This is a genomic window from Microbispora sp. H10949 (genome assembly GCF_014161435.1).
GTDB classification, from domain to species: domain Bacteria; phylum Actinomycetota; class Actinomycetes; order Streptosporangiales; family Streptosporangiaceae; genus Microbispora; species Microbispora triticiradicis.
Window position 1 is genome coordinate 249768 of sequence record NZ_JABBWZ010000004.1, and the last position, 19791, is coordinate 269558.

At 71.6% G+C, this 19791-nt stretch carries 8 protein-coding genes and 1 pseudogene; 3 read left to right on the top strand and 6 right to left on the bottom strand.

The genetic code is table 11. The annotated features are described in order from the left end of the window. Window positions 1-44 precede the first annotated feature (44 nt). The gene (locus HHX40_RS11570) at window positions 45-9389 is read right to left on the bottom strand and encodes a calcium-binding protein (RefSeq protein WP_182880563.1); all 9345 of its coding nucleotides are present in this window, start codon (window positions 9387-9389) and stop codon (window positions 45-47) included. Window positions 9390-9934: 545 nt separating this feature from the next. Here HHX40_RS11570 and HHX40_RS11575 point away from each other — a divergent pair. After that, on the top strand, window positions 9935-11197 hold the full coding sequence (locus HHX40_RS11575; RefSeq protein WP_182880564.1) for an MFS transporter: 1263 nt from the start codon (window positions 9935-9937) through the stop codon (window positions 11195-11197). Continuing rightward, the gene (locus HHX40_RS11580; protein ID WP_182880565.1) at window positions 11187-12182 is read left to right on the top strand and encodes a tetratricopeptide repeat protein; all 996 of its coding nucleotides are present in this window, start codon (window positions 11187-11189) and stop codon (window positions 12180-12182) included. Before HHX40_RS11575 ends, HHX40_RS11580 begins: the two co-directional genes overlap by 11 nt. Window positions 12183-12368: 186 nt before the next feature. Here HHX40_RS11580 and HHX40_RS11585 read toward each other — a convergent pair whose 3' ends face one another. After that, window positions 12369-13415: a DUF6745 domain-containing protein gene (locus HHX40_RS11585; protein ID WP_182880566.1), complete on the bottom strand. Its 1047-nt coding sequence runs from the start codon at window positions 13413-13415 to the stop codon at window positions 12369-12371. 300 nt (window positions 13416-13715) lie between these two features. On the opposite strand from HHX40_RS11585, the gene HHX40_RS11590 reads away from it, so the two are divergent. Beyond that, window positions 13716-14252 (top strand): helix-turn-helix domain-containing protein, encoded by a 537-nt coding sequence (locus HHX40_RS11590; RefSeq protein WP_310738048.1) that lies wholly within the window; start codon window positions 13716-13718, stop codon window positions 14250-14252. A 36-nt stretch (window positions 14253-14288) separates the two neighbouring features. On the opposite strand, the gene HHX40_RS11595 is transcribed toward HHX40_RS11590, so the two are convergent. The 4 genes and pseudogenes from HHX40_RS11595 to HHX40_RS11610 form a co-directional block, all read right to left on the bottom strand. Then, the gene (locus HHX40_RS11595) at window positions 14289-16025 is read right to left on the bottom strand and encodes a S8 family serine peptidase (RefSeq protein WP_182880567.1); all 1737 of its coding nucleotides are present in this window, start codon (window positions 16023-16025) and stop codon (window positions 14289-14291) included. Window positions 16026-16101: 76 nt separating this feature from the next. Further along, window positions 16102-17487 carry an FG-GAP and VCBS repeat-containing protein gene (locus HHX40_RS11600; protein WP_182880568.1) on the bottom strand — a complete coding sequence of 462 codons (1386 nt, stop codon included), beginning with the start codon at window positions 17485-17487 and terminating at the stop codon, window positions 16102-16104. Window positions 17488-17554: 67 nt separating this feature from the next. Beyond that, window positions 17555-18603, bottom strand: a pseudogene (locus tag HHX40_RS36545) (phenylacetaldoxime dehydratase family protein). Window positions 18604-18655: 52 nt separating this feature from the next. Then, entirely contained in the window at window positions 18656-19777 is a 1122-nt protein-coding gene (locus HHX40_RS11610) for a cytochrome P450 family protein (RefSeq protein ID WP_182880570.1), read from the bottom strand. Window positions 19778-19791: the final 14 nt, after the last annotated feature.

The window sequence follows — 19791 nt, forward strand, 5'->3', positions numbered from 1 at the left end:
CTCCCCTCCCAACGGGTTGGGGCGTGACATCCCATTTCTCCTGATCAGCTCGCGCAGGCGATGGGCGAGTCGAAGTGCCCGGGTGAGGTGGGATAGGGCGAGCCGTTGTCGCCGGCGGGGATCGCCAGCTCCCGCGCGCCGGACGCGTCGCCCGCGCTCCGGCCCGCGCCCGCGCCCCAGGCCACCTTGGCCAGGAAGTCGCGCATCGCGGGCGAGTGCTGGCGGACGATGTTGTGGCCGCCGTTGGCCGGTCCGCAGTGGGTGTAGAGGTTGAACGAGCCGTTCCAGTCGATCATCTTGTCGCCCGGGTTGGGCCCGTTCGCGGTGCGGTCGCCCTGCAGCACGTCCCGGTCCGCGCCGCCGTACTGCCAGTCGACGCCCTGGTGGTGCTGGTCGTCGGCCGCCGAGGCGTTGTCCTTGCCGGTCATCCGGAACCACAGGCACGGGTCGACGACGGTGGTCAGTTCGCCGTCGGGCATGCGGCCGGGGGCGCACTCGTCCGGATAGGAGCCGCGCGGGTTGTAGTCGAGCAGGTCGGCCCCCGCGCCGCCGAACACGTGGTCGACGAAGCGGTCGCCGGTGCCCCGGGCGGCCGGGTCGAAGGCGCCGCCGCCGAGGCAGTCGGCGGTCGCCGCGTCCAGGACGGGGTCGCAGCCCTTGCCGCCCCAGACGACGTCCGCACCGTCGTCGCCGAAGACCTCGTCGCCGCCGCTGTCGCCGTTGATCAGGTCGTCGCCCGCGCCTCCGTGCATGCTGTCACGGCCCGGCCCGCCGCGCATGCGGTCGTCGCCGCCCTTGGCGAAGCCGTCGTACGGCATGGCCGCGCTCACCCAGGCGTCGCCGTCCACGTCGTGCAGCAGGTCGGTACGGCGGTCGTAGGAGCCGGCCGGGAAGCCGTGGTAGGTCTCCTTCGGCGGCGCGTTGAGGCTGACGGTGAAGCCGAGCCGCTGCGCGTCCCCGGCGTCGATGCGCTCGTCGACCACGCCGCCGCGGTCGCCGAGCATGGCGTCCTCGCCCGCGCCGCCGTCCATCTCGTCGTCGCCGAGCTCGCCGAACAGGTCGTCGTCGCCCGCGCCGCCGTCCAGCCGGTCGTCGCCGTCCTGCCCCCACAGCCCGTCGTCGTCCGCGTCGCCGTACAGGCGGTCGGCGCCGAAGGAGCCTTCCGGCTCGCACGCCGGCTGGGCCTGCGTGCAGAACCGGGTGGACCCGCCGGGCAGCGCGGGGTCGTGGGTGCGGCTGCGGGTGGCGTCGGCCGGCGCCTGGCCCGCCGCGTAGCGCTCGGTGTAGACGCGCTCGGTGTTCCCGGTCAGGGTGCGGACGAGGGAGCCGTTGTCGCCGAGCAGGACGTCGGCGCCGCCGCCGCCCTCGATCGCGTCGCCCTTGTCGGCCGCGCCCGGCTTGGCCGAGCCGCCGATGAGGTCGTCCTGGCCGGGAGCGGCGTCGTCGCCCTCCAGTTCGGCGGTCCCGCTCGCGACCCCCTTCCAGCCGGGGTCGGCGAGTGGCTCGCCGGCTGTCCGGGTCGACTCCGCCGACAGCGGGAGATCGCCGCGGATCCGGTCGGCGCCGCCGCCGCCCTCGATATAGTCGCCCTGGCCGCCGCCGGAGATCTGGTCGTCGCCGTCCTGCCCCCACAGCACGTCCACGCCCGAGCCGCCGGAGACGCGGTCGTCCCCCGAGCCCTCGGCCAGGAGCTTCACCGCCCGCGGGGTCATCCGCGCACCGGCCGAGCCGAGGCGGACCGTCGCCCGTGTGGGAGTGCCCGCCAGTGTCACCGCCGCGTTGTCGCCCGTGACCACGTCGTCGCCGGGGCCGCCGAACAGCGCGTCGGCGTCGTCGTCCGCCGCCGCGTGCGAGCCGCCCACGATGTCGTCGTCGCCCTGGTCGCCCTCGGCCCAGTCGACGCCCGCGCCACCCTCCGCGTAGTCGTCGCCCTCCTGACCGCGCAGCCGGTCGGGACCGCCCTGGCCGAAGATCGCGTCGTTGCCCGCGCCGCCGTCGGCGACGTCCGCGCCGGATCCGCCCGCCAGCGGCTCCACCCGGTGGGTGTGGAGCTGGCCGGGCCGTACGGCGACCGGGGTCGCCGCGCCGGTCGTGCTCAGGACGGCGTTGTCACCGGCGATCACGTCAGGTCCGTCACCGCCGAGCAGGGTGTCGCCCGCGTCGGGGTGCGGCCCGGAGCCGCCGCCGACGAGTTCGTCCTCACCGGCTTCGCCGAGCACCTGGTCGGCCCCGTTGCCGCCCTCCAGGTGGTCGTCGCCGGCGTCGCCGTGCACCTCGTCGGTCCCGATCCCGCCGAAGGCGGTGTCGGCGTCGGCGCCACCGTGGATCACGTCGGGCCCGCCGGCCTCCTCCGGTGTGCCGTCCAGGTCGGACGGGCCGGTGGCGTCGCCGTTGTCGCCGACCAGCCGGTCGGCTCCGGCGTCGCCGTAGAGCGTGTCGCTCGCGTCGGCCCGGCCGGCCGTGCGGCTGCCGCCGACGACCAGGTCGTCGCCGAGGCCGCCGAACGCGGTGTCCTCGCCGGCCTCGCCCGCGACCACGTCGTCCTGCGCTCCGCCGTACAGGGTGTCGCCGCCGGCGCCGCCGGTCACCTCGTCGGCTCCGTCGTCGCCGTAGGCGATGTCGTCGCCCGGGCCGCCGCCGACTTCGTCGTCGCCCGCTCCGCCGTACAGGGTGTCGTCGCCCTTCTCACCGCACACGCGGTCCCGGCCGCCACCGGCCTCGACCCGGTCGGCTCCCCCGCCGGCCGAGACGGTCTCCGTGCCGGCGCCGCCGAGGACGAGGTCGCGGCCGTCGCCGTCCGCCTCGGCGTCGGTGCAGGGCTCGTCACGGGCCCTGTCGCCGAAGATCGTGGCGCCGCCGTCGCCGCCCACGATGTGGTCGTCGCCGTCGCCGCCCACGAGCAGCTTGGCCGAGGGCTCCACGCCCGCGGGCAGCGGCAGGTGCCGTACCTGCCGGGCGGGGCCGTACTCGTCGCGGCCCTGCGCCTCGCTCACGTCGGACGGCTCGGCGATCACCCAGTCGTCGCCGGGGCCGCCGAAGATCTCGTCCTTGCCGTGACCGCCCGCGAGGACGTCCTCGCCGCCGCCGCCCAGGATCCGTACGGTCTCGCCGGGACGGGAACGCCCGGCGACCAGGTCGACGGCTCCGCCGCCGTACACCCTGTCGGCGCCCGCGCCGGTGTCGACGTAGTTCGGCCCCGAGTCCGCGGGTCCCGGCGCGTCGGGCCCGAACTCCTCCCGCGGTCCGGTGTAGATCTCGTCGGCGGCGGAACCACCGGTGAGGGTGTCGCCGCCGGGCCCTCCGACCAGCAGGCTCGGCTGGGCGCGGAAGCGCGGCGACGGGTCGGAGGCGGCCAGCGGGCTGTCGGAGGCGACCCCGACGGTGTCGTCTCCTCCGTTGCCGTACAGCCGGTTCTCACCGAGTCCGGCGGCGATCCGGTCGTCGCCGTCGCCCGGGGCGTCGGCCGGCGCGCCGGGCGGGCCGTCGGCGTTCCAGTCGGCGACCTCCGCGTTCCCGACCTTCCGGACGGCGGGGGTCAGGCGCCCGTCACCGGCCACCCAGCCGCCCGCGCCGCCCACCGTCAGGTAGTCGTCGCCGGGACCGCCGGCGACGACGACCACCGTCTTGCCCTGCTCGTCGTACTGGTCGCCGCTGGTGATCTGGTCGTCGCCCTTGCCGCCGTCCGCCACGGTGCTGCCGGACCCGGCGAGGATCATGTCGTCGCCGTCGCCGCCGAAGGCGACGATCTTCCGGTCGAACGGGTACGGCGCGCCGGACGCGTCGGCGTACCCCTGGAAGACCAGTTTGAGGTCGCCCGTGGCGCCGCGGCCGTCGGCCAGCACCCGGTCGAGGCCCGCCGTGTGGTGCTCCTCGCGGACGCCGAGCGCGCTCACCACGAAGCCCTCGTCGCCGGGGAGCTGGCTGACGGTCCACTGCTCGGCGTCGTCGCCCGGCTTGGCGGTGCTGCCTCCCCTGGCGCCGCGCATCGGGCCGATGTGCAGCACCAGCGCTTCGCCGCTGACGGTGGCGAGCTTGGGCGGGGCCTCGTCGCATTTCGGCTTCGCCGAGAAGTCGAGCAGCGTGGCCTCGACGATCGTCCAGTCGAAGCGCTTTTTGAAGATCGAGATGCCGATCTCCACCCACGCCTTCAGGTACACCTTCAGCTTGCCGTCCATGGTGAACAGGCAGAGCGGGTTGCGCAGCAGGATCCCGGAGAACTCGTAGAACCTGAACTTGCCGTCGTTGGTCGGATCGGCCCAGTTCATCGAGATGCCGAGGGAGATCCCTCCGCTCACTCCGGCCTTGACGAGCAGCACGTCGACCGCCGCCCCGGCCTCCAGGCGGCCGGACAAGGTGATCGCCGGCAGGGGGCGGCCCCGCTCGTCGGCGGTCCTCAGGTACAGGCTGTCGAGGACCTGGAGATCGGCCTTGCCCTGCTCGATCGCCTTGCGGACGCCGTAGGTGTCGAAGCCCGCCCTGATCCGCGCCTCCACCCCCGCGGTGCCGGAGATGACGACCATGACGGGCGGCGGCGCGTAGACCGGGCCGAAGGACTGGCTGTAGGTGAAGCCCAGACGCAGCGGCCCGGAGTCGTACTCGACCAGTTCGACGTCCCTGCCCATGATCAGGCTGAAGATCGACCGGCCCGCGTTGTCCAGGACCGGGAAGGAGAAGCCGGCCTTCGAGGACTGCCCCATCGGCCCCTGCTCGGCGCCGGCCGTGGCCGTGGCCTTGTCACAGGTTCGTGCGCCCTGGTCGAGCGCCGCCAGGAGGTCCTGCGTCTCGGGGGTCGTGTTCCCGATCAGCGAGTCCGCCACGTCCGGCGAGTTCTGCGTGACGAGCGCCCTGTCGCCGGCCACCGTGAAACCGCCCAGGGGGATGTGCAGCTCGCCCCGGCAGTCGGGCAATGAGGTGACCAGCTTGGTGATCTCGACCATGCGCTCGACGAACTGCGTCGAGCTGTTCCCGCCCAGGGTGTTGAACTTCTTGGCGATCGTCATCAGGTTCACGTCGCCGCCGCCCGCCGCCCGGCTCAGGTCCGACAGCACCGGGATGGGCGCGTACAGCTGGTCGATCACCGGCCTGACCGGGTCGGTGACCCGCTTCACCTGGGTCACCACCGGGCCGAGGACACTGCGGAAGAAGTCGCCGGCCTCCAGGTTCACGTTCGTGAAGGCGATGTGCAGGTCGGCAGGGTCGGGGCCGCCGGCCTTGGTGAGGTCCCAGTCGAGGGTGAAGTCGCCGAACAGCCCGGGGAGCATCGGCGAACCCGGCGTCACGGTGAAGCGCCAGTCGACGGCGGTCTTGGCCTTCAGCGAGGTCTCGACCAGGTCCCCGGCGTCGGCCAGCTGCCCGAGGCCGATCTTGCCGACCGGCTTGAGCCCGACGGTGAAGGTGCCGGCGAACAGGTCCGCAGACCGCGGCGTGCGGTTCTTCAGGGTGACGTCGAGGATGGCCAGCTTGGCGTTGATCTCCTCGGGCAGCGCGACGTTCACGCCGATGCCCGCCTGCGGCCGATTGTCCTGGCCGGCGTCGATGTAGAAGCCGTTGGTCCGGTCCAGCCCGATCGTGGCCTTCACGTGCCAGCCGAGCCTGGCCTGCACGCCCTTGCCCGGGCCCTGGCGCAGCGCGAGACCGGGGATGCCGATGTTCAGCCGCCGTTCCAGACTCGCGCAGCCCTCGACACAGCCCTGCTGGGGGTCCACGGTGCCCTTGCCGATGTCGACCGTGAATGTGACCCCGGTCAGCTCGGTGCCCTTCGCCGCGTCGCACGCCGTCGGCTCCGCCGGCTCCGGCGCCTGCACACAGGTGATCAGCGGCTGCACGCCAGGGCCGACCTTGGGGGCCAGCTCGGCGTTGTACCACTCACGCAGGTCCTTGCCGGTCGGCACCCGGCCGCCGTTCGGCAGCTTGGCGATCGCCGCCTTGATCTCCTCGCGCTTGGCGCCGACGAAGTCCGCGCCCTGCTGCAGGTCGGCGCCGACCAGGGGCAGCCTGCCGCCGTAGGAAGCCGTGCGCATGCCGGACTCCAGCGCGGTGAGGTACCGGTCGAGGCCGTCGCCCAGGTTGGTCCAGTCCAGTTCCAGCCCGGCGGGCAGCGTGGAGAAGTCGAAGCTGGGGATCTCCAGCCGGTCGATGTCGCCAGGCAGCTTCGCGGTGAGGTCGAACATCTCGGCCAGCGGGGCGACCCTGGGCAGCCGCAGGATGAAGGCGTGCCTGCCGTCCGCGGTGATCGGGCTGCCGTTGAGGTAGGCGGGCAGCACCGCGCACAGCGCCAGGTCGGTCTCGTCGCGCCGGGGGTCGCGGTCGCAGGTGACCGACTCGGTCGTCTCGTTGAGCGACAGGCCGAGCCCGGCGAAGAAGTCGGCCGGCGGCACCGCCTCCTGCGGGTCGCCGTCGTACCGGAGGCTCACGCCGTACGCGAGCCTGGCCTGCAGCGGGTCGTCGCCGGCCTTGCCGACGGAGACGGGCAGCGGGCCGATGTCCGCCTTGACCGTGCCGTCCAGCCGCGCGCTCGCCTCCAGGTCGAGGCCGGAGTCGGTGTCGACGAGCAGGTCCTGGGCGAGGTCGAAGTCGCGCTTGAGCGCGACACGCAGGCCCAGCCGCACCTGCCCGGTGACGGAAGCGTCGAGCGTGCCGGAACCGGAGGCCGCGACCAGGCTGCGCTCCCCGAAGGAGAAGCGCAGCGCCTCGTTCATCGCCGCCTTCTTGTCGTACGCCAGCGACAGCCGCAGCGCGCCGTCGTCGTAGGAGACGCGGACCTGGCCGCCGAGTGCCCTGTTCAGCTCGGCCACCAGCGCCTGCACGGTGTCCGGCGGGGCCGCGGTCAGCCGGTCGATCGCGTCCCTGAGCGGAGAGCGCAGCGCGTACGCGCTCCCCGGCGCGGGAGCGGCCTCGCCGAACTTCGCGGTGAAGGCCAGGGTGTGCTCGGCGCACACCGCCTCGACGGTCATCACGCGGGTGCCGATCACCACACCGCGCCCGATGTGCGCCTGGGTGAACGTACGCGAGGGATCGGTCACGAAGCCGTGCTCGCTGCCGCAGGCGCCGTCGCCGTACACGACGCCGGGGCCCGAGCCCATCTCCTCGGCGGCGACCAGGTCGGAAATCGACCGGCCGAGGAGCGGCAGCCTGGTCGTCATCGCCTTGCCGACCGGGCCGTCGCCCTGGACGTGGTCGAGGTAGCCGGCCAGCGCGCCCAGCGACTTGATCAGCGTGCCGAACAGCGCCTGGGGGTTGTCGGGGTCGAAGGCGAAGCCCTTGACCTTGCCGATCTGGTCGAAGCCGCGGAAGTTCAGCGTGTCCGGCTTGCGGACGTCCGGCATCTCCACGTCGCCGGTCACCCTGCCGCCGAAGAAGTCCGCCATGCCGGGGACGCCCAGGGTCAGCCTGGCCCGGGCGGCGGCGTCCACCTGAGAGGTCAGGACCTCGCCGGGGTTGCCCGACAGCCGCTCAAACAGCCGTGTCAGCGGCACGTCGCCGATGTCCTTGAGCGCGACCTTCACCACGTCGCCGCCGCTCGCGCCCGTCATGGTGAGGTCTCCGGTGACCTGCACGGCCAGGTAGCCGACGACGGCGTTGACGTTGACGGCGCTCCTGACCGACACCTGCGCGCCGAACAGGTCGCGGCCGGTACGCAGCATGACGCGGTCGGCGGACCGGGGAAGCTCGGTCACCACGGTGGAGCTGCCGTCCGGGTTGACGTGCCGGTAGGGGCAGGCCTTCCGCTGCCCGTCCGGCCGGGAGGCGCACGCCTGACCGGTGACCGGGTCGCTCAGGTCGAGCACGACCGTGGCGGCGGCGTGGTAACCGCGCATGACGCCCGCGACGGCGACGTCCGCGTTGGCCTGGGCGAGGCCCGCGCGGGCCTTGAAGGTGTCGCCGAGGGTGACCTGGCCGATCATGGGATCGGCGGCGGCGATCCGGTAGGCGGTCCCGGCCGCGGGCGCCCCGCCGCGCCACCCGTCCCCGGCGAGGGTGACCGTGTCGGCGGTGTTGTCCGCCACCATGCCGCTCGCCGTGCCCGCGGTGACCGTACGGCCGGCGAGCTCACCGGGCGTCCACTTCTGGCCGGTGTGCTTGAGCGTCTTCGCGGTGTAGGCGACGCCGGCGCCCGAGCCGGTGGTGGCCTGTCCGGCCGGGTTGAGCGTCTCGGGTGTGGGGTTGACCGGGCGGTCGACGACGAGCGTGAATGCGATCTTCTTGCCGGCGTCGTCGTAGCCCGCGTCGGCGACCTTGATGATCGCGCCGCCGGGCAGGTTCCGCGCCCTGCCGAGCGCGGCGAACATGTCCTGGATCGAGGTGAAGGTGGGCTGGCCGGTGTTCCGGTCGACGTTGCCGGTGACGAACGCGTCGATGGCCTCGGAGACGCGCACCGCGTCGGCCAGGGAGCCGCGCATGAACGGCAGGTCCACATCGCCCTGGTCGCCCCAGCGGGCCCGCTGCACGGCGGTGATAGCGCCGGACAGGTGCGTCAGCCCGTCGAGCAGGTCCTTCGGCGTGAGTGTCTGGAAGCGGCCCAGCCGGTCCAGGTCGGGCCGGCTCACGCTCACCTGCGGCCCGCCCGTCGCGAGGTCGGGCCAGCTCACGCCGACGGTCGCGGTCGCGCCCTCGACCTGGGCGCCGGCGAACGGCTTCGCGGTGACGTGCAGCGCGGCGGTCGCCGAGCCCTTCCTGGTGAAGGCGAAAAGCCCGGACGCCGCTCCGTCCGCTCCCAGCTCGTCCTGGCTCAGCCTGCCGTCGCCGTCGGGGTCCGCGGCGGAGGAGGCGAACGCCGAGGTGAAGGAGAGCGAGGAGGCGGTGGACAGGTCGACGCCGAGGATGCCGAAGGCGGCCGAGGGCGTGGCCCCGGCCGCGAGCCGCCCGTCGGCCTGCACCGTCACCGCGACGTCCCTGCCCAGCCAGGCGGCCTTGGTGGCGGGATCGTAGGCGAAGGGCAGCTTCGCCACCAGCTTCAGGGTGACGTCCACTCCCCCGGAGGTCGTCAGCGAGACCTTGGGCTGGGCGCTGCTGACGGAGATCGGCCTGTCGGCGACCGTCCTGGTCACCTCCAGGGTCAGGTCGAGGCGCCTGACCCCGCCCTGGGTGCTCGCCTTGGCCAGCAGCCGCCCGGCGCGCGGGCCGGAGAGCGGGTACTCGTCCTCCAGATCCTCCAGGCTCGTGAGCCCTCTGAGCTGGTCGTACACCGCCACGTCGAACAGGTCGCCCAGGCCGAGGCCGTCCTCCGCGCCGGGGACGAGCCCGACGAGGGGCAACTGCTCGTTCATCGGGCCCACCGCGCCCAGGCCCCTGCCGAGGGCGGCGAAGCGCTCGACGACCGACAGCAGGGCCGAGGTCTCCGCGTCGGGCTGCGCGGCCGCGGTGGCGGCCTGCGGCACGGCTGTGACCAAGCCCGCCAGCACTCCCAGCGCACACAGGATGCCGACCAATCGCCGCCGTACCACGGGGACCCCCAGGACTTACAGGTGATGTTCCGGGGCTCTGTCTAGCGATGAGGTCTAAAGAACCGGTTGTGGACTCTTGCGGGATCCACCGGGCCGGGCGCCGTGGCTTCGCCGCGCCTTAAGGAAGCCATAAGACAGTCTTGTCATCGTCAAGATTGATCGCCCCGAGCGACCCCCCGCCGGGGCGGACCCTCCGACCCCACAAGGAGTCACGATGTCTCTCCACCACGACGAGACCGTCCTCGAACCCGGCCTTTCCACGAACCACAACGAGACCGTCCTCGAACCCGGCCTTTCCACCAACCACAACGAGACCGTCCTGGCCTGACAACGCCTGCCGGCTCCGGCGAGTAGCGGAAGCGCGAGCGCCCGTCGAGCGTCCGCCAGGGCACTCGTGACTGCGGAAGGACGAACAGGTGGAGCGGATGCGGTCGCAGGGATTGCTTCCACGTCTGCCCGGTCACGCATGGCTCATCCTCTGTGGCGACGCCGTGTCCGCGGTCGGAGCCGGCCTCACCCTCCCCTTTCTCCTCGTCTACCTGCATGACGTGCGGGGCGTCGAGCTCGGCCCGGCCGGGCTCGTCCTCTCCGCGATCGCGATCGCCGGACTGGTGGGAACCCCCGTAGGCGGACTGCTCGCGGATCTTCTCGGTCCGCGGCGGCCCGCCGCGGCGGGCCTCGTCCTCGCCGCGGCCGGAACCGCCGGGATGATCGGCGTACGGAGCGCATGGGAGGGCGCGCTGTGGGCCGCGCTCTACGGGTTCGGTGTCGCGATCGCCGAGCCGTGTTTCCAGTCGCTGCTGAGCACCTCGGTTCGCCCGGGCCGCCGCTCGCAGGTGTTCGCGGTGCGGCATGCCCTGCTGAACGTCGGGCTCAGCGCCGGCAGCCTGCTCGCCGCCTTCCTGGTGGACCTCTCCTCCGCGCGGACCTTCGTCACGATATACGTGGCCGACGCGGGCACCTTCCTCACTTTCGCCGTGCTGATCGCCGGAACACCGGGCCGTGGTCGCGCCGCCCCCGGACACGGCGCTCGCCGGGACCGGGGCGCCCGTGCGCGCGATTCCCCGACGGGCGGCGCTCGCGGCGGATACCGGACGATACTCGCCGACCGGCTGCTGCTGCGGATCTGCGTGCTGGTCGCCGTGGTCTTCGTCTGCGGCTACGGCCAGTACTACAGCGCCTACCCGGTCTTCGCCATCCGAAGCGGCGGCCTCGACGCCGCCGCGCTGCAGCTCACCTTCCTGGCCAACACCTGCACGGTCGTTCTCACCCAGCTGTTCGTCCTGCGCCTCGTGACCGGCCGTCGCCGTACCCGCGCGTTCGCCCTGTCGGCCGTGCTCATGGCCCTCGCCTGGCTCACCGTGGTGGGCGCCGCGCATCTCGGCGGCGGCCCGGCCGCCGTCGCGGTGTTCACGGCCGCGATGGTCCTATTCGCCGCCGGTGAGACGCTCATGGCCCCGAGCGTCCCGGCGATCGTGAACGACCTGGCGTCCGACGACAACCGTGGCAGGTACAACGGGGCCTACAGCTTCGCGCAGACGCTGGGCTACATCGTCGGGCCGGCGGTGGCCGGCGCGATGGTCGGCTCCGGGCGCGGATCCCTGCTCTTCCTGGCCCTGGCCCTGGCGCTCGGCCTCGTGGCCCTGCAGGCGACCAGGCTCGACCGCCTCCTCGCCCCCGCGGCGAACGTCATCGGCGCCGGCCAGGCCGACGCCGCCGACACCGACGCCGAACGCGCGGGCCATGGCGCCTGACCCCCGGGGACACAGTGCCATCCCGGGCGCCACCCCGTACGACACCGGCGGCGACACCGCGCCGGAGGCCCTGCTGTCGGCGGCCGGGCGGTACCGCCGGCTCGGACGGCTGGACGAAGCCGAACGCACCCTGGAACGGGCCGTTGAGATCACCCGAGACAGCGAACCGTCCCAGGACGCCCATCTGCGTGCACTCGACGCCCTCGCCGAGCTGCTCCGCTTTCGGGGAAGGTACCGGCGATCGGACGAGATCCTGCGGAGCGCGCTCAGCCTCGCCGAGGAGACGCCGGGAGCGGGCTCTCTCGCGGTCGCGCGGATCTGCAACAGCCTGGGCGTGCTCCACAAGTACACGGGGCGGTTCGAGGAGTCCGAGTCCTTCTATTCGCGGGCTCTCGCGATACTCGAAGCAGACCTTGGCGATGAGCACCCGTTCACGGCCACCCTTTACCACAATCTCGGCGGGCTGAACCATGCCCGCGGGACCCACGCTCAGGGGGAGCCGTTCGCCCGCCGCTCCGTGGAGATCCGGCGGCGCACTCACGGTCCCGCGGACCCGGAACTGGCCGCCGACAAGGCCGCGCTGGCGGCGATCGTCCACGCGCTCGGCGACCTCGACGAGGCCGAGCGCCTGCTGGTGGAGGCACTCGCCGTGTTCGAGACGCGGCTGGACCAGGACGACTACGAAGTGGCCTCCTGCCTGAACAACCTCGCCTCGATCCACTATTCGCGAGGCGGGTTCGAGGCGGCCGAGGCCGGCTTCCGCAAGGTCCTCGCGATCAAGGAAGGGTGCCTGGGCCCGGCCCATCCGGAGCTCGCGGTCGCGCTCAACAATCTCGCGATGACCCTCTGGAAACGCGGTCGGCCAGAGGCCGCCGTACCGGTGTTCGAGCGTGCGATCGTCTTGCTGAACACCGAGGTCGACCGGGACCAGCCGGTCAGGCTGGCCTGCCTCCGCAATCTCCAGACGTGCCGGAGCTCCATGTGAGAGCCGCGTCGACGACGTCCGCCTTAAGCGTGGCGATTCGCGTCCTGCTGCCGGCCTGAGCCGGGGGGGATCCGACCACCCGCCGGATCTGGGCGGCCTTCGCAGGGTGCCGCACGCCTTCTCGACCCAGGCCTGCTTGATGCGGAGCACCTCGACGCGGCCGCACGAGCCGGTGGCGGTCGCCGTTCACAGCACCAGATACACGCTCCGCGCCTGCGCATCGGTGGTCACCAGGACCCGGAGCGGTTCATCGAAGATGTCTTCCGGAAGGTCGTACAGGGCCAGTTTCGAGCCGGGGTCGCGCGGGTCCTCGATCTCGGCGACGAGGGGTATCCCCACCTCCGCGATGTAGCGCTCCCAGCCGAAGGACTCGATCGCGCATCGGCGTATTTCCGGGTCGTCCTCTGCCCTGATCGCCTCCGGCGTCGGATCCGTGATGACCCACTCGGGCACCGGGGTGCCGTGCCACGCGTGGAGCGCGTACCCGTCCGGCCAGGACAGGGCGGGACCGGTCGCGGAGTGAAGCCGCTCCAGCTCGTCCCGGAGGAGGACCCCGGGCCGGTCGGACAGGATGACGCCGTCCCTCGACGGGATCCACCAGCCGACGCGGCGGGTGACGTCGGAGAGCGCCTCAAGCCCATCGTCCGGTCGCCCCCGCGCGATCCGGAAGGCACAGGTGTAGAGCGCCATCCGGTACGCGTCCCGCCAGACGTCCTGCACCCCGCCGAGCTGACCGCCCAGCAGGGACGGAAGCTGATCGCTGAGCCGGCTCAGGACATGACCGCGCAGCCGCACCCCGAACCGGTCCCACAGGGGTTCCCTGATCCGGGACCCGATCTGCGACCTGAGCTCGTCCCACAGCTCGGGCCCGAGCGCGTCGTGAAGCCGGCTCAGCAGCCGGTCCTCCAGTTCTCTCCACGGGTTGCTCTCATACCGGCGCCGCAGTTCACGGCCGAGTCTGGACACGAGCTCGGGCGAGAACGCGTCCGTAGACCCTGACCGTTCGGAAGTACCGTCTTCGAGGCAGGCCCGCAGGCACCCGACCGGGGAGTCGGCCCACACGACACTGCGCGGCGGCTCCAGCCGCATGGCGGTGTACGCCTCCCGCACGGCCCGCTCCGCCGCGCTCCGGTCGGCCGGTCGCGTGGAAAGGGCGCTCTCCGCCCACTCGACGCGGACCTCGGCGACCAGGGCCTCGTGTTCCTCGGTGAAGACGCCTGTGAACGGTGACACCTGAGCATCCATCCGGTCTCCAATGAGGGCGGGATTTAGCGCTCCACGTCCGTGCCGCGCAGCTGCGGAAACCCCGCCAACGCTCGGACCCACGGTCGCCCGGGACTCTGATGAGACACTCGGCCGCCCCTGCCCCGGCCCTTGAGGAAACCCGATCCGGGCACGGGCGTACGGCACCGGCTCCGCCCGGCCGGGGCCTCGTCCGGGAACTCTCCGGCCTACGCCGGGACCGGCCGCCTGTCGCTCACGCGGGCCAGGGAGACGACATCGGGTGGCGACGATATCCGTAGCATATGGGGGGTGAGTGCCCCGGCCGGCAAGCAGCCATATCATCACGGCGACCTGCGTCGTGTGCTGATGGACGTCACCCTCGAGGCGATCGCCGAGGACGGGCTGGGCGAGCTCAGTCTCCGCGAGCTGGCTCGGCGGGCGAACGTCTCCCACGCCGCTCCCTCCCACCACTTCCGGAGCCGGGCCGGGCTGCTGACCGCGATCGCCGCCGAGGGCTACAACCTGCTGGCCGACCAGCTTGAGCGTGTGCGAGGCGACGACCTGACCGAGCGGGCCGTCGCCTACCTGAGGTTCGCGACCACGCACCCCGCGCACTTCGCGGTGATGCGGGCGTCCGAACTGTGCATCGATCGGGACCCCGAGCTCCTCGTGGCCCGGGAACGGGCCGGGGAGCAACTGCTCCGGCCGGCTGACCGCACGGCCGCGCTCGCCGCCTGGGCGCTGGCACACGGTCTCGCCAACCTCCTGCTGGAGGGAAACGTACACCCGGACCCGGGAGGCGACGTCGAGTCCCTCGCCCGCACCCTGCTCCACCATCTCACCTGACGCGGGCGACGCGTGAACGGCAGGTGCCCGGCCGGGTCAGCGGACGGCCCGCAGGGCGTTCACGATGCCGTAGCCGTAGAAGCCGTTGCGGAACCGGTTCCCCTCACAGAGGTGTGTGTCGGTGACGGTTGTGCCGTTGGGCAGGTGCCGCGTGTAGGTGTAGGCGGCGGGGGTGGGGCAGTCCTTCCTGGTGGCGGTCGTCTTCAGCATCGCCTCCACGACGTCGGGGTTGAGCGTCTTGCCGCCGTGCTTCCGGTCCTGGTGACCGTGCTCGCTGACGATCAGCGCCGCCACGCCGGCGGCGCGCGGCGACGCCATCGAGGTGCCCTGGTCGTACTGGTAGTAGGCGCAGACGGCGCCGTCGCAGTCACGGACGACGCGGGCGACGTTGGGCGTGCCGTCCGGGTTCAGCTCGCCACGTGCCACCGCGAGCGCCTTCGGGTAGGCCGCCAGCGTCGCCCGGGTCGTGTCACGTGTGTTGTCCGGCGTGTCGTAGGTGTCCCCGCCGGGGGCGGCCAGGTCGGTGGAGCCGTCGCCGTAGTTGGAGCCGAACGACTTGCGCTCGCTGACGCCGGTCGCGGACACCCTGATCACGTGGTTGCCCTCGACCGGCATGATGTCGCAGTCCGGCGTGATCGTACGCGAGTGAGGCTTCTCGCCCGGCACTCTGACGAAGTTGGGGCTCGATCTGTCGACGTAGTCCTTGGTGAGGTCGACGGCCTGGTTCCCGATGGCCGCGATCAGAGTCACGCCCCTGGCGTGGGCGTAGTCGAGCGCCCGCTGCATGGCCCTGCGGATCGTGGTCTGCTCCAGACGCTCCTCCGGGGAGTCGGACGGGTTGCCGGTGCAGTTGGACAGCCAGGGGTCGGTGTAGAAGCTCATGTTGGCGACATCGACCCCGATGTCGGCCGCATAGGTCAGCGCGTCGACGCTCGGCTGGAGGAAGAAGTAGCCGACGTCCGAGCCGACCCTCAGGTTCACGATCGAGACCTTGGGCGCCACGCCCGCGATGCCGAGCCCGTTGATCGGTGCGGCCAGCGCGGACGCCACGTGCGTCCCGTGGCCGTCCTCGTCCACGTCCGCCGGGTCCTCGCACGAACGGTCCGGCTCCTCCTCACAAGGGCCGTCGACCTCCTCGCCGTCGGCGTCGACCGGGATGTCCACAGTGAAATTGCGGCTCAGCTCCCGGTTGAAGTTCGGCGCGATGTCGGGATGGGAGCCGTCCACGCCGGTGTCGAGGATGGCGACCAGCACCTCGGGGTCTCCCTGCTCGTACTTGTACGAGCCGTCGACGGTGGCACCGATCTGCTTCATGTCCCATTGCAGTTCCGACAGCGGCTCGGCTTGAGGAGCCGGCTTGCGCCGCCTGGCGGCGGAGGGCGCGCCGCGCTCCCCCCTCCCCGGCTCCTCGAACGCCTCGGCCCCGAGGGCCTTGCGCACCGCCCCGTCACTCATGGGCGCGTTGTCTGGCACGCCGCCGACGGACCGGTTGCGGGCGACGCCTTCGATCAGGGCGCTGCCCCGCAACAGGCTCGTGAAGCCGGGGTCGGTCGTGCTGACGGTGGCCAGCCCGACGGTGCCGTTCTCCTTCAGGATCCTGCCGCCCGCGGCCTGGACGGCGCCCCTGGCGTCGGCGGCGTTCACGCCCTCCTTGTAGAGAACCACGTATTCGGTTTCCCGGCCGGCTTCCGCGACCGGCTGCCCGGCCTTCGCGGCGGCCGCCGGCGTCGCCGTGACCAGGAAGGTGAACGCGATCACGACAGCGCGCTTCACATATACCTCCGTTCAAGGAGGAACCGGCCGACCTCGGCCGGCACCTCCAGGTAGAAAATCCCGCTTCGGCCGATCGTCAGTGCAGGAGGAGGGCGCCGAAGTAGGAGGGATTGCTGACGCCGACCGTGCCGGGATGGACGACCTGAGCATTGGTGGCGGAGATGCCGGTGGGCGAGCCGCGCAGGACGGCCAGCATGCCGGTGTTGGCGTTCTTGCCGGGAGCGCCGACGACGACCTCACCCATGCCGTCGCCGGTGACGTCCGTGATCGAGACGGCGTCGCCGAAGTTGTCCTTGGGCTGAGACCGCTCACTGATCGGATCGGCGACCGGGGAGGCCGGATTCGGGACGGAGCCGAGGCTGTCCTGGGTGACGAACTGCGCGCGGGCCGGTACGGGGCCGCCGGTGGAACCGGGTATCACCACCACCATGCCGGCACCCGCCTTGCCGGAGACGGTGGTGTTCGCGGCACCGACGGCGATCTCCGCGGAGCCGTCGCCGTTGACGTCGCCGACGGCCAGACTGGTGCTCGCCGCCTGGTTCGCCAGCCAGGTCAGCTGGTCGGTGGAGAAGCCCGGGGTGGCGGACAGGCCCGAGGACGAGCCGTACCAGACCTGCAGTGAGTTGCGGCTGGCGGTGACCATCACCAGGTCGTCGTGGCCGTCGCCGTTGACGTCGCCCATGTGGACCAGGGAGTCGTACTTGGGGCAGACGACTCCGCACGTCGCCGACGAGCCCAGGAGGACGCGTTGCGGCGGAGAGGTGTGAGGGGGGTACATGATGCTCAGTTCGACCACGTTTTCGCTGCTGACGTACGCCAGTTCCGTCTTCCCGTCGCCGTTGACGTCGCCGGAGGCGGTCGAGGAGACAGCGGTGGCGGTCCCGTCCTGGGCGCGAGGAAGATACTGGTAGGTGCCCTGCTCGGCCCCGTTGTACCACCCGGCCAGCACGTCGCTGGAGAAGTAGTACGTGCGCATCGGCTTGACGATGTCGGCTCCGGGCCGGTCGTCGAACTCCCCGGCCCGCATCACCTGGACCGCGTCCCAGCCGTTGTACGGCGTGTAACCGACATAGTGCTTGCTCTGGGCGATCCCCGTGGACGTCCACGAACTGACGATCGTGTAGAACCGGCCGCCGGCGATGAGGTCGGTCCTGCCGTCGTTGTCGACGTCGGCGGCCGACAGCTGGGCACCGAACGAGTTGCAGGAGTAGGCCGAGGTCGAGCAGTCCCCAGGGGGACGGAGGAGCACCTGCCCCTTCAGCCCGCCGGGCCCGCCGTACAGGACGGGCACCGCCCCGGTGCCGCCGTTGGCCGGTTGGGCGACGACGACGTCGCCGTAGCCGTCACCGTTGAAGTCGAACTTTCTCAGGGCCGATGCGGCCGCCTGGGCGGAGGCGGGTGTGGCGGCCAGGCCCGCTGCGAGAGCGAGCGAGACCGCCGTACACATGATCTTTTGTTTCACCTCTGTCCTTTCCTCAAGGTGATGCCCGTGACGGCCGCCGCAACCCTTTACCGGGACTCGCGGCGGCCTATCGGTGTTGCGCGGGGAAGTAGGGCAGGAAGCCGGTCTGGTCGTGGCAGTTGAGGTACTCCATGCGGCCGCCCTCGGGCGCCACGTAGACCTCGTGGCCGAGCGTCACGTGAATGTCGGGGGCGAAGCGGGCGATCAGTTCGCCGGCGCTCTTGAAGATCGCGAGGTGCGTGGCATGGCTGTGTGCCCAGCGCTCAAGGTGCGACAGGCTCAGGAACCATGCGAGCGTGGCCGTCTGCACCCGGTCGTCGTTGGAGACGATCAGGTCGGCGAGCCGGGCGGACAGGCACCCGGTCTCCTCCGGGTTGGCGGCCAGATATCCGACACCGTCCTGGTAGACGGGCAGAACCCGCTCCTCGAACCAGGCGCGTTCGTCGTCCGGGCAGTGTTCCAGCCCTGCGGACTCCGGATGAAACACAGATTGCCCGGGGTGGTCACGACCAGGTGACGACCGGCCGAGTCCGCGGGCGCCGCCTGCACGACGGAGTCCACCTCGCCGGCGAGCCCCGCGTCTTCGGCGGCCGGGATGCGGTCGCGCATGGAGCCCGGGTAGGAATGGCAGGCGTTCGGCACCGCGGGAAACTGCGACGCCAGGCCCCACGTCGGGGAATCGTACGAGTACGACGTCTCGAAGTGGCCGGCAGGTGCCCGAAGGACCTCCGTCCACAGGCCGATCGGCCCACCCTTCACGGTCAGTTCCGGCGCGGCCCACGAACCGAGCGGATGCTCTTCGGACCAGGACTTCTCGGCATCGCCGTCCAGCCAGTACGCCAGGATGACGTCGTTGGTGTAGCCGAGCCGGTCGACGTGGGCGGCATGCTCGTACGTCACGGGAGCGTGCGCACCGTGAAGGCTGCCGACGACGCCCGCCAGCACGCCGGCCGCCTCGTCGCCGGCGCGATGCTGAACGGCGAGTTGCCGCATGGTGACGCCGGCCAGCCGCTCGGGCAGATCAAGGCTGTAGGCGGGGTAGGGGTTGCGAAATCCGGCAGGCCGCAGTTTCGGCATGACGCGCTCTCCTGTGTCGGTTCGGTTTTCCCTCGGCATGCCGTCTCCGCCGCCGCCCGGCGGATGGAGGGGAACGGGCGGTACGGCCCGGTCACTGGTCGAAAGCCAGCGGAAGGAACGCCGGACCACGCACGATCAGGTTCGGTTTGTACACGATGTCGGCACGAGGTACGGCCAGTGACATGTGAGGGAATCGTTCCAGCGTCATCGTGAGGAGCGTCCTGGCGTTCCGGCGGGCCAGCTGTGCGCCCAGGCAGCGATGGATCCCATGCCCGAAGGCCAGATGGCGCTTGTCTTTCCGGAGGATGTCGAAGTCGTCGGGGTCGGGATAGCGGGCGGGATCACGATGTGCGGATCCGACGAGAAGCAGGACCGTCTCGTGCGCCGCGATCCGGACTCCCGCCATCTCCATGTCCGTGGTGGGGAAGCGCCAGAAGGACGACGCCTGAGGGCCGTCATAGCGAAGCACCTCTTCGATCGCCGCGTCGGCGAGCGATATGTCCTTGCGAAGCAGTGCATGCTGTTCCGGATGGTCGAGCAGAGCCAGGAAGAGGTCTCCGACCAGAGCGATGGTCGACTCGTACCCCGCCACGATGAGTCCGACCATCGTGGCGAGAAGCTCGTCTTCGCTGAGCATGCCGGGAGTGCGGCTCGCCCTTATCAGGTCCGACATCAGGTCCGTGCCCAGATGCCTCTTCTTCTCGGCGATGAGATCGCTCGTGTACGCGACCAACGACTCCACCGCTTCGAACGCCAGGTGACGCAGGTTCGGGTCGGCGGTGAATATCAGGTCCCCCCATTCCCGTAACTGCGCGCTGTCACCGGGTGGAGCGCCCAGGACGGTGCAGATCACCTCCACTGAGAGCGGCGCGGCGATCCTTTCCAAGACGTCCACGGGCTCCTTCCCGGGCAGGGAGCCGAGGAGGGTTTCCGCCGCCGCCCCCATCGCCGTCTGCCATTGGGCGATCCGCCGATCGGTGAAGGTCGAGGCGGCCAGCCTCCGTAATCTCGTGTGGTCGGGCGGATCCAGATTGAGCATGGTGCGTGAGCCGACCGTGCCCGATCCGAACGCCAGCGAGGCCGCGTGGAAAGCAGGCGACGCGTTCGCGTAGTCACTGCTGAGCCGCGCGTCCGCCAGCCCCTCCTTGACGTCGTCGTATCGGCTCACCAGCCACACGTCGACGTCGGTGAAGGGAATGGTCGTCCGGCACACGGGATGGTTCTCCC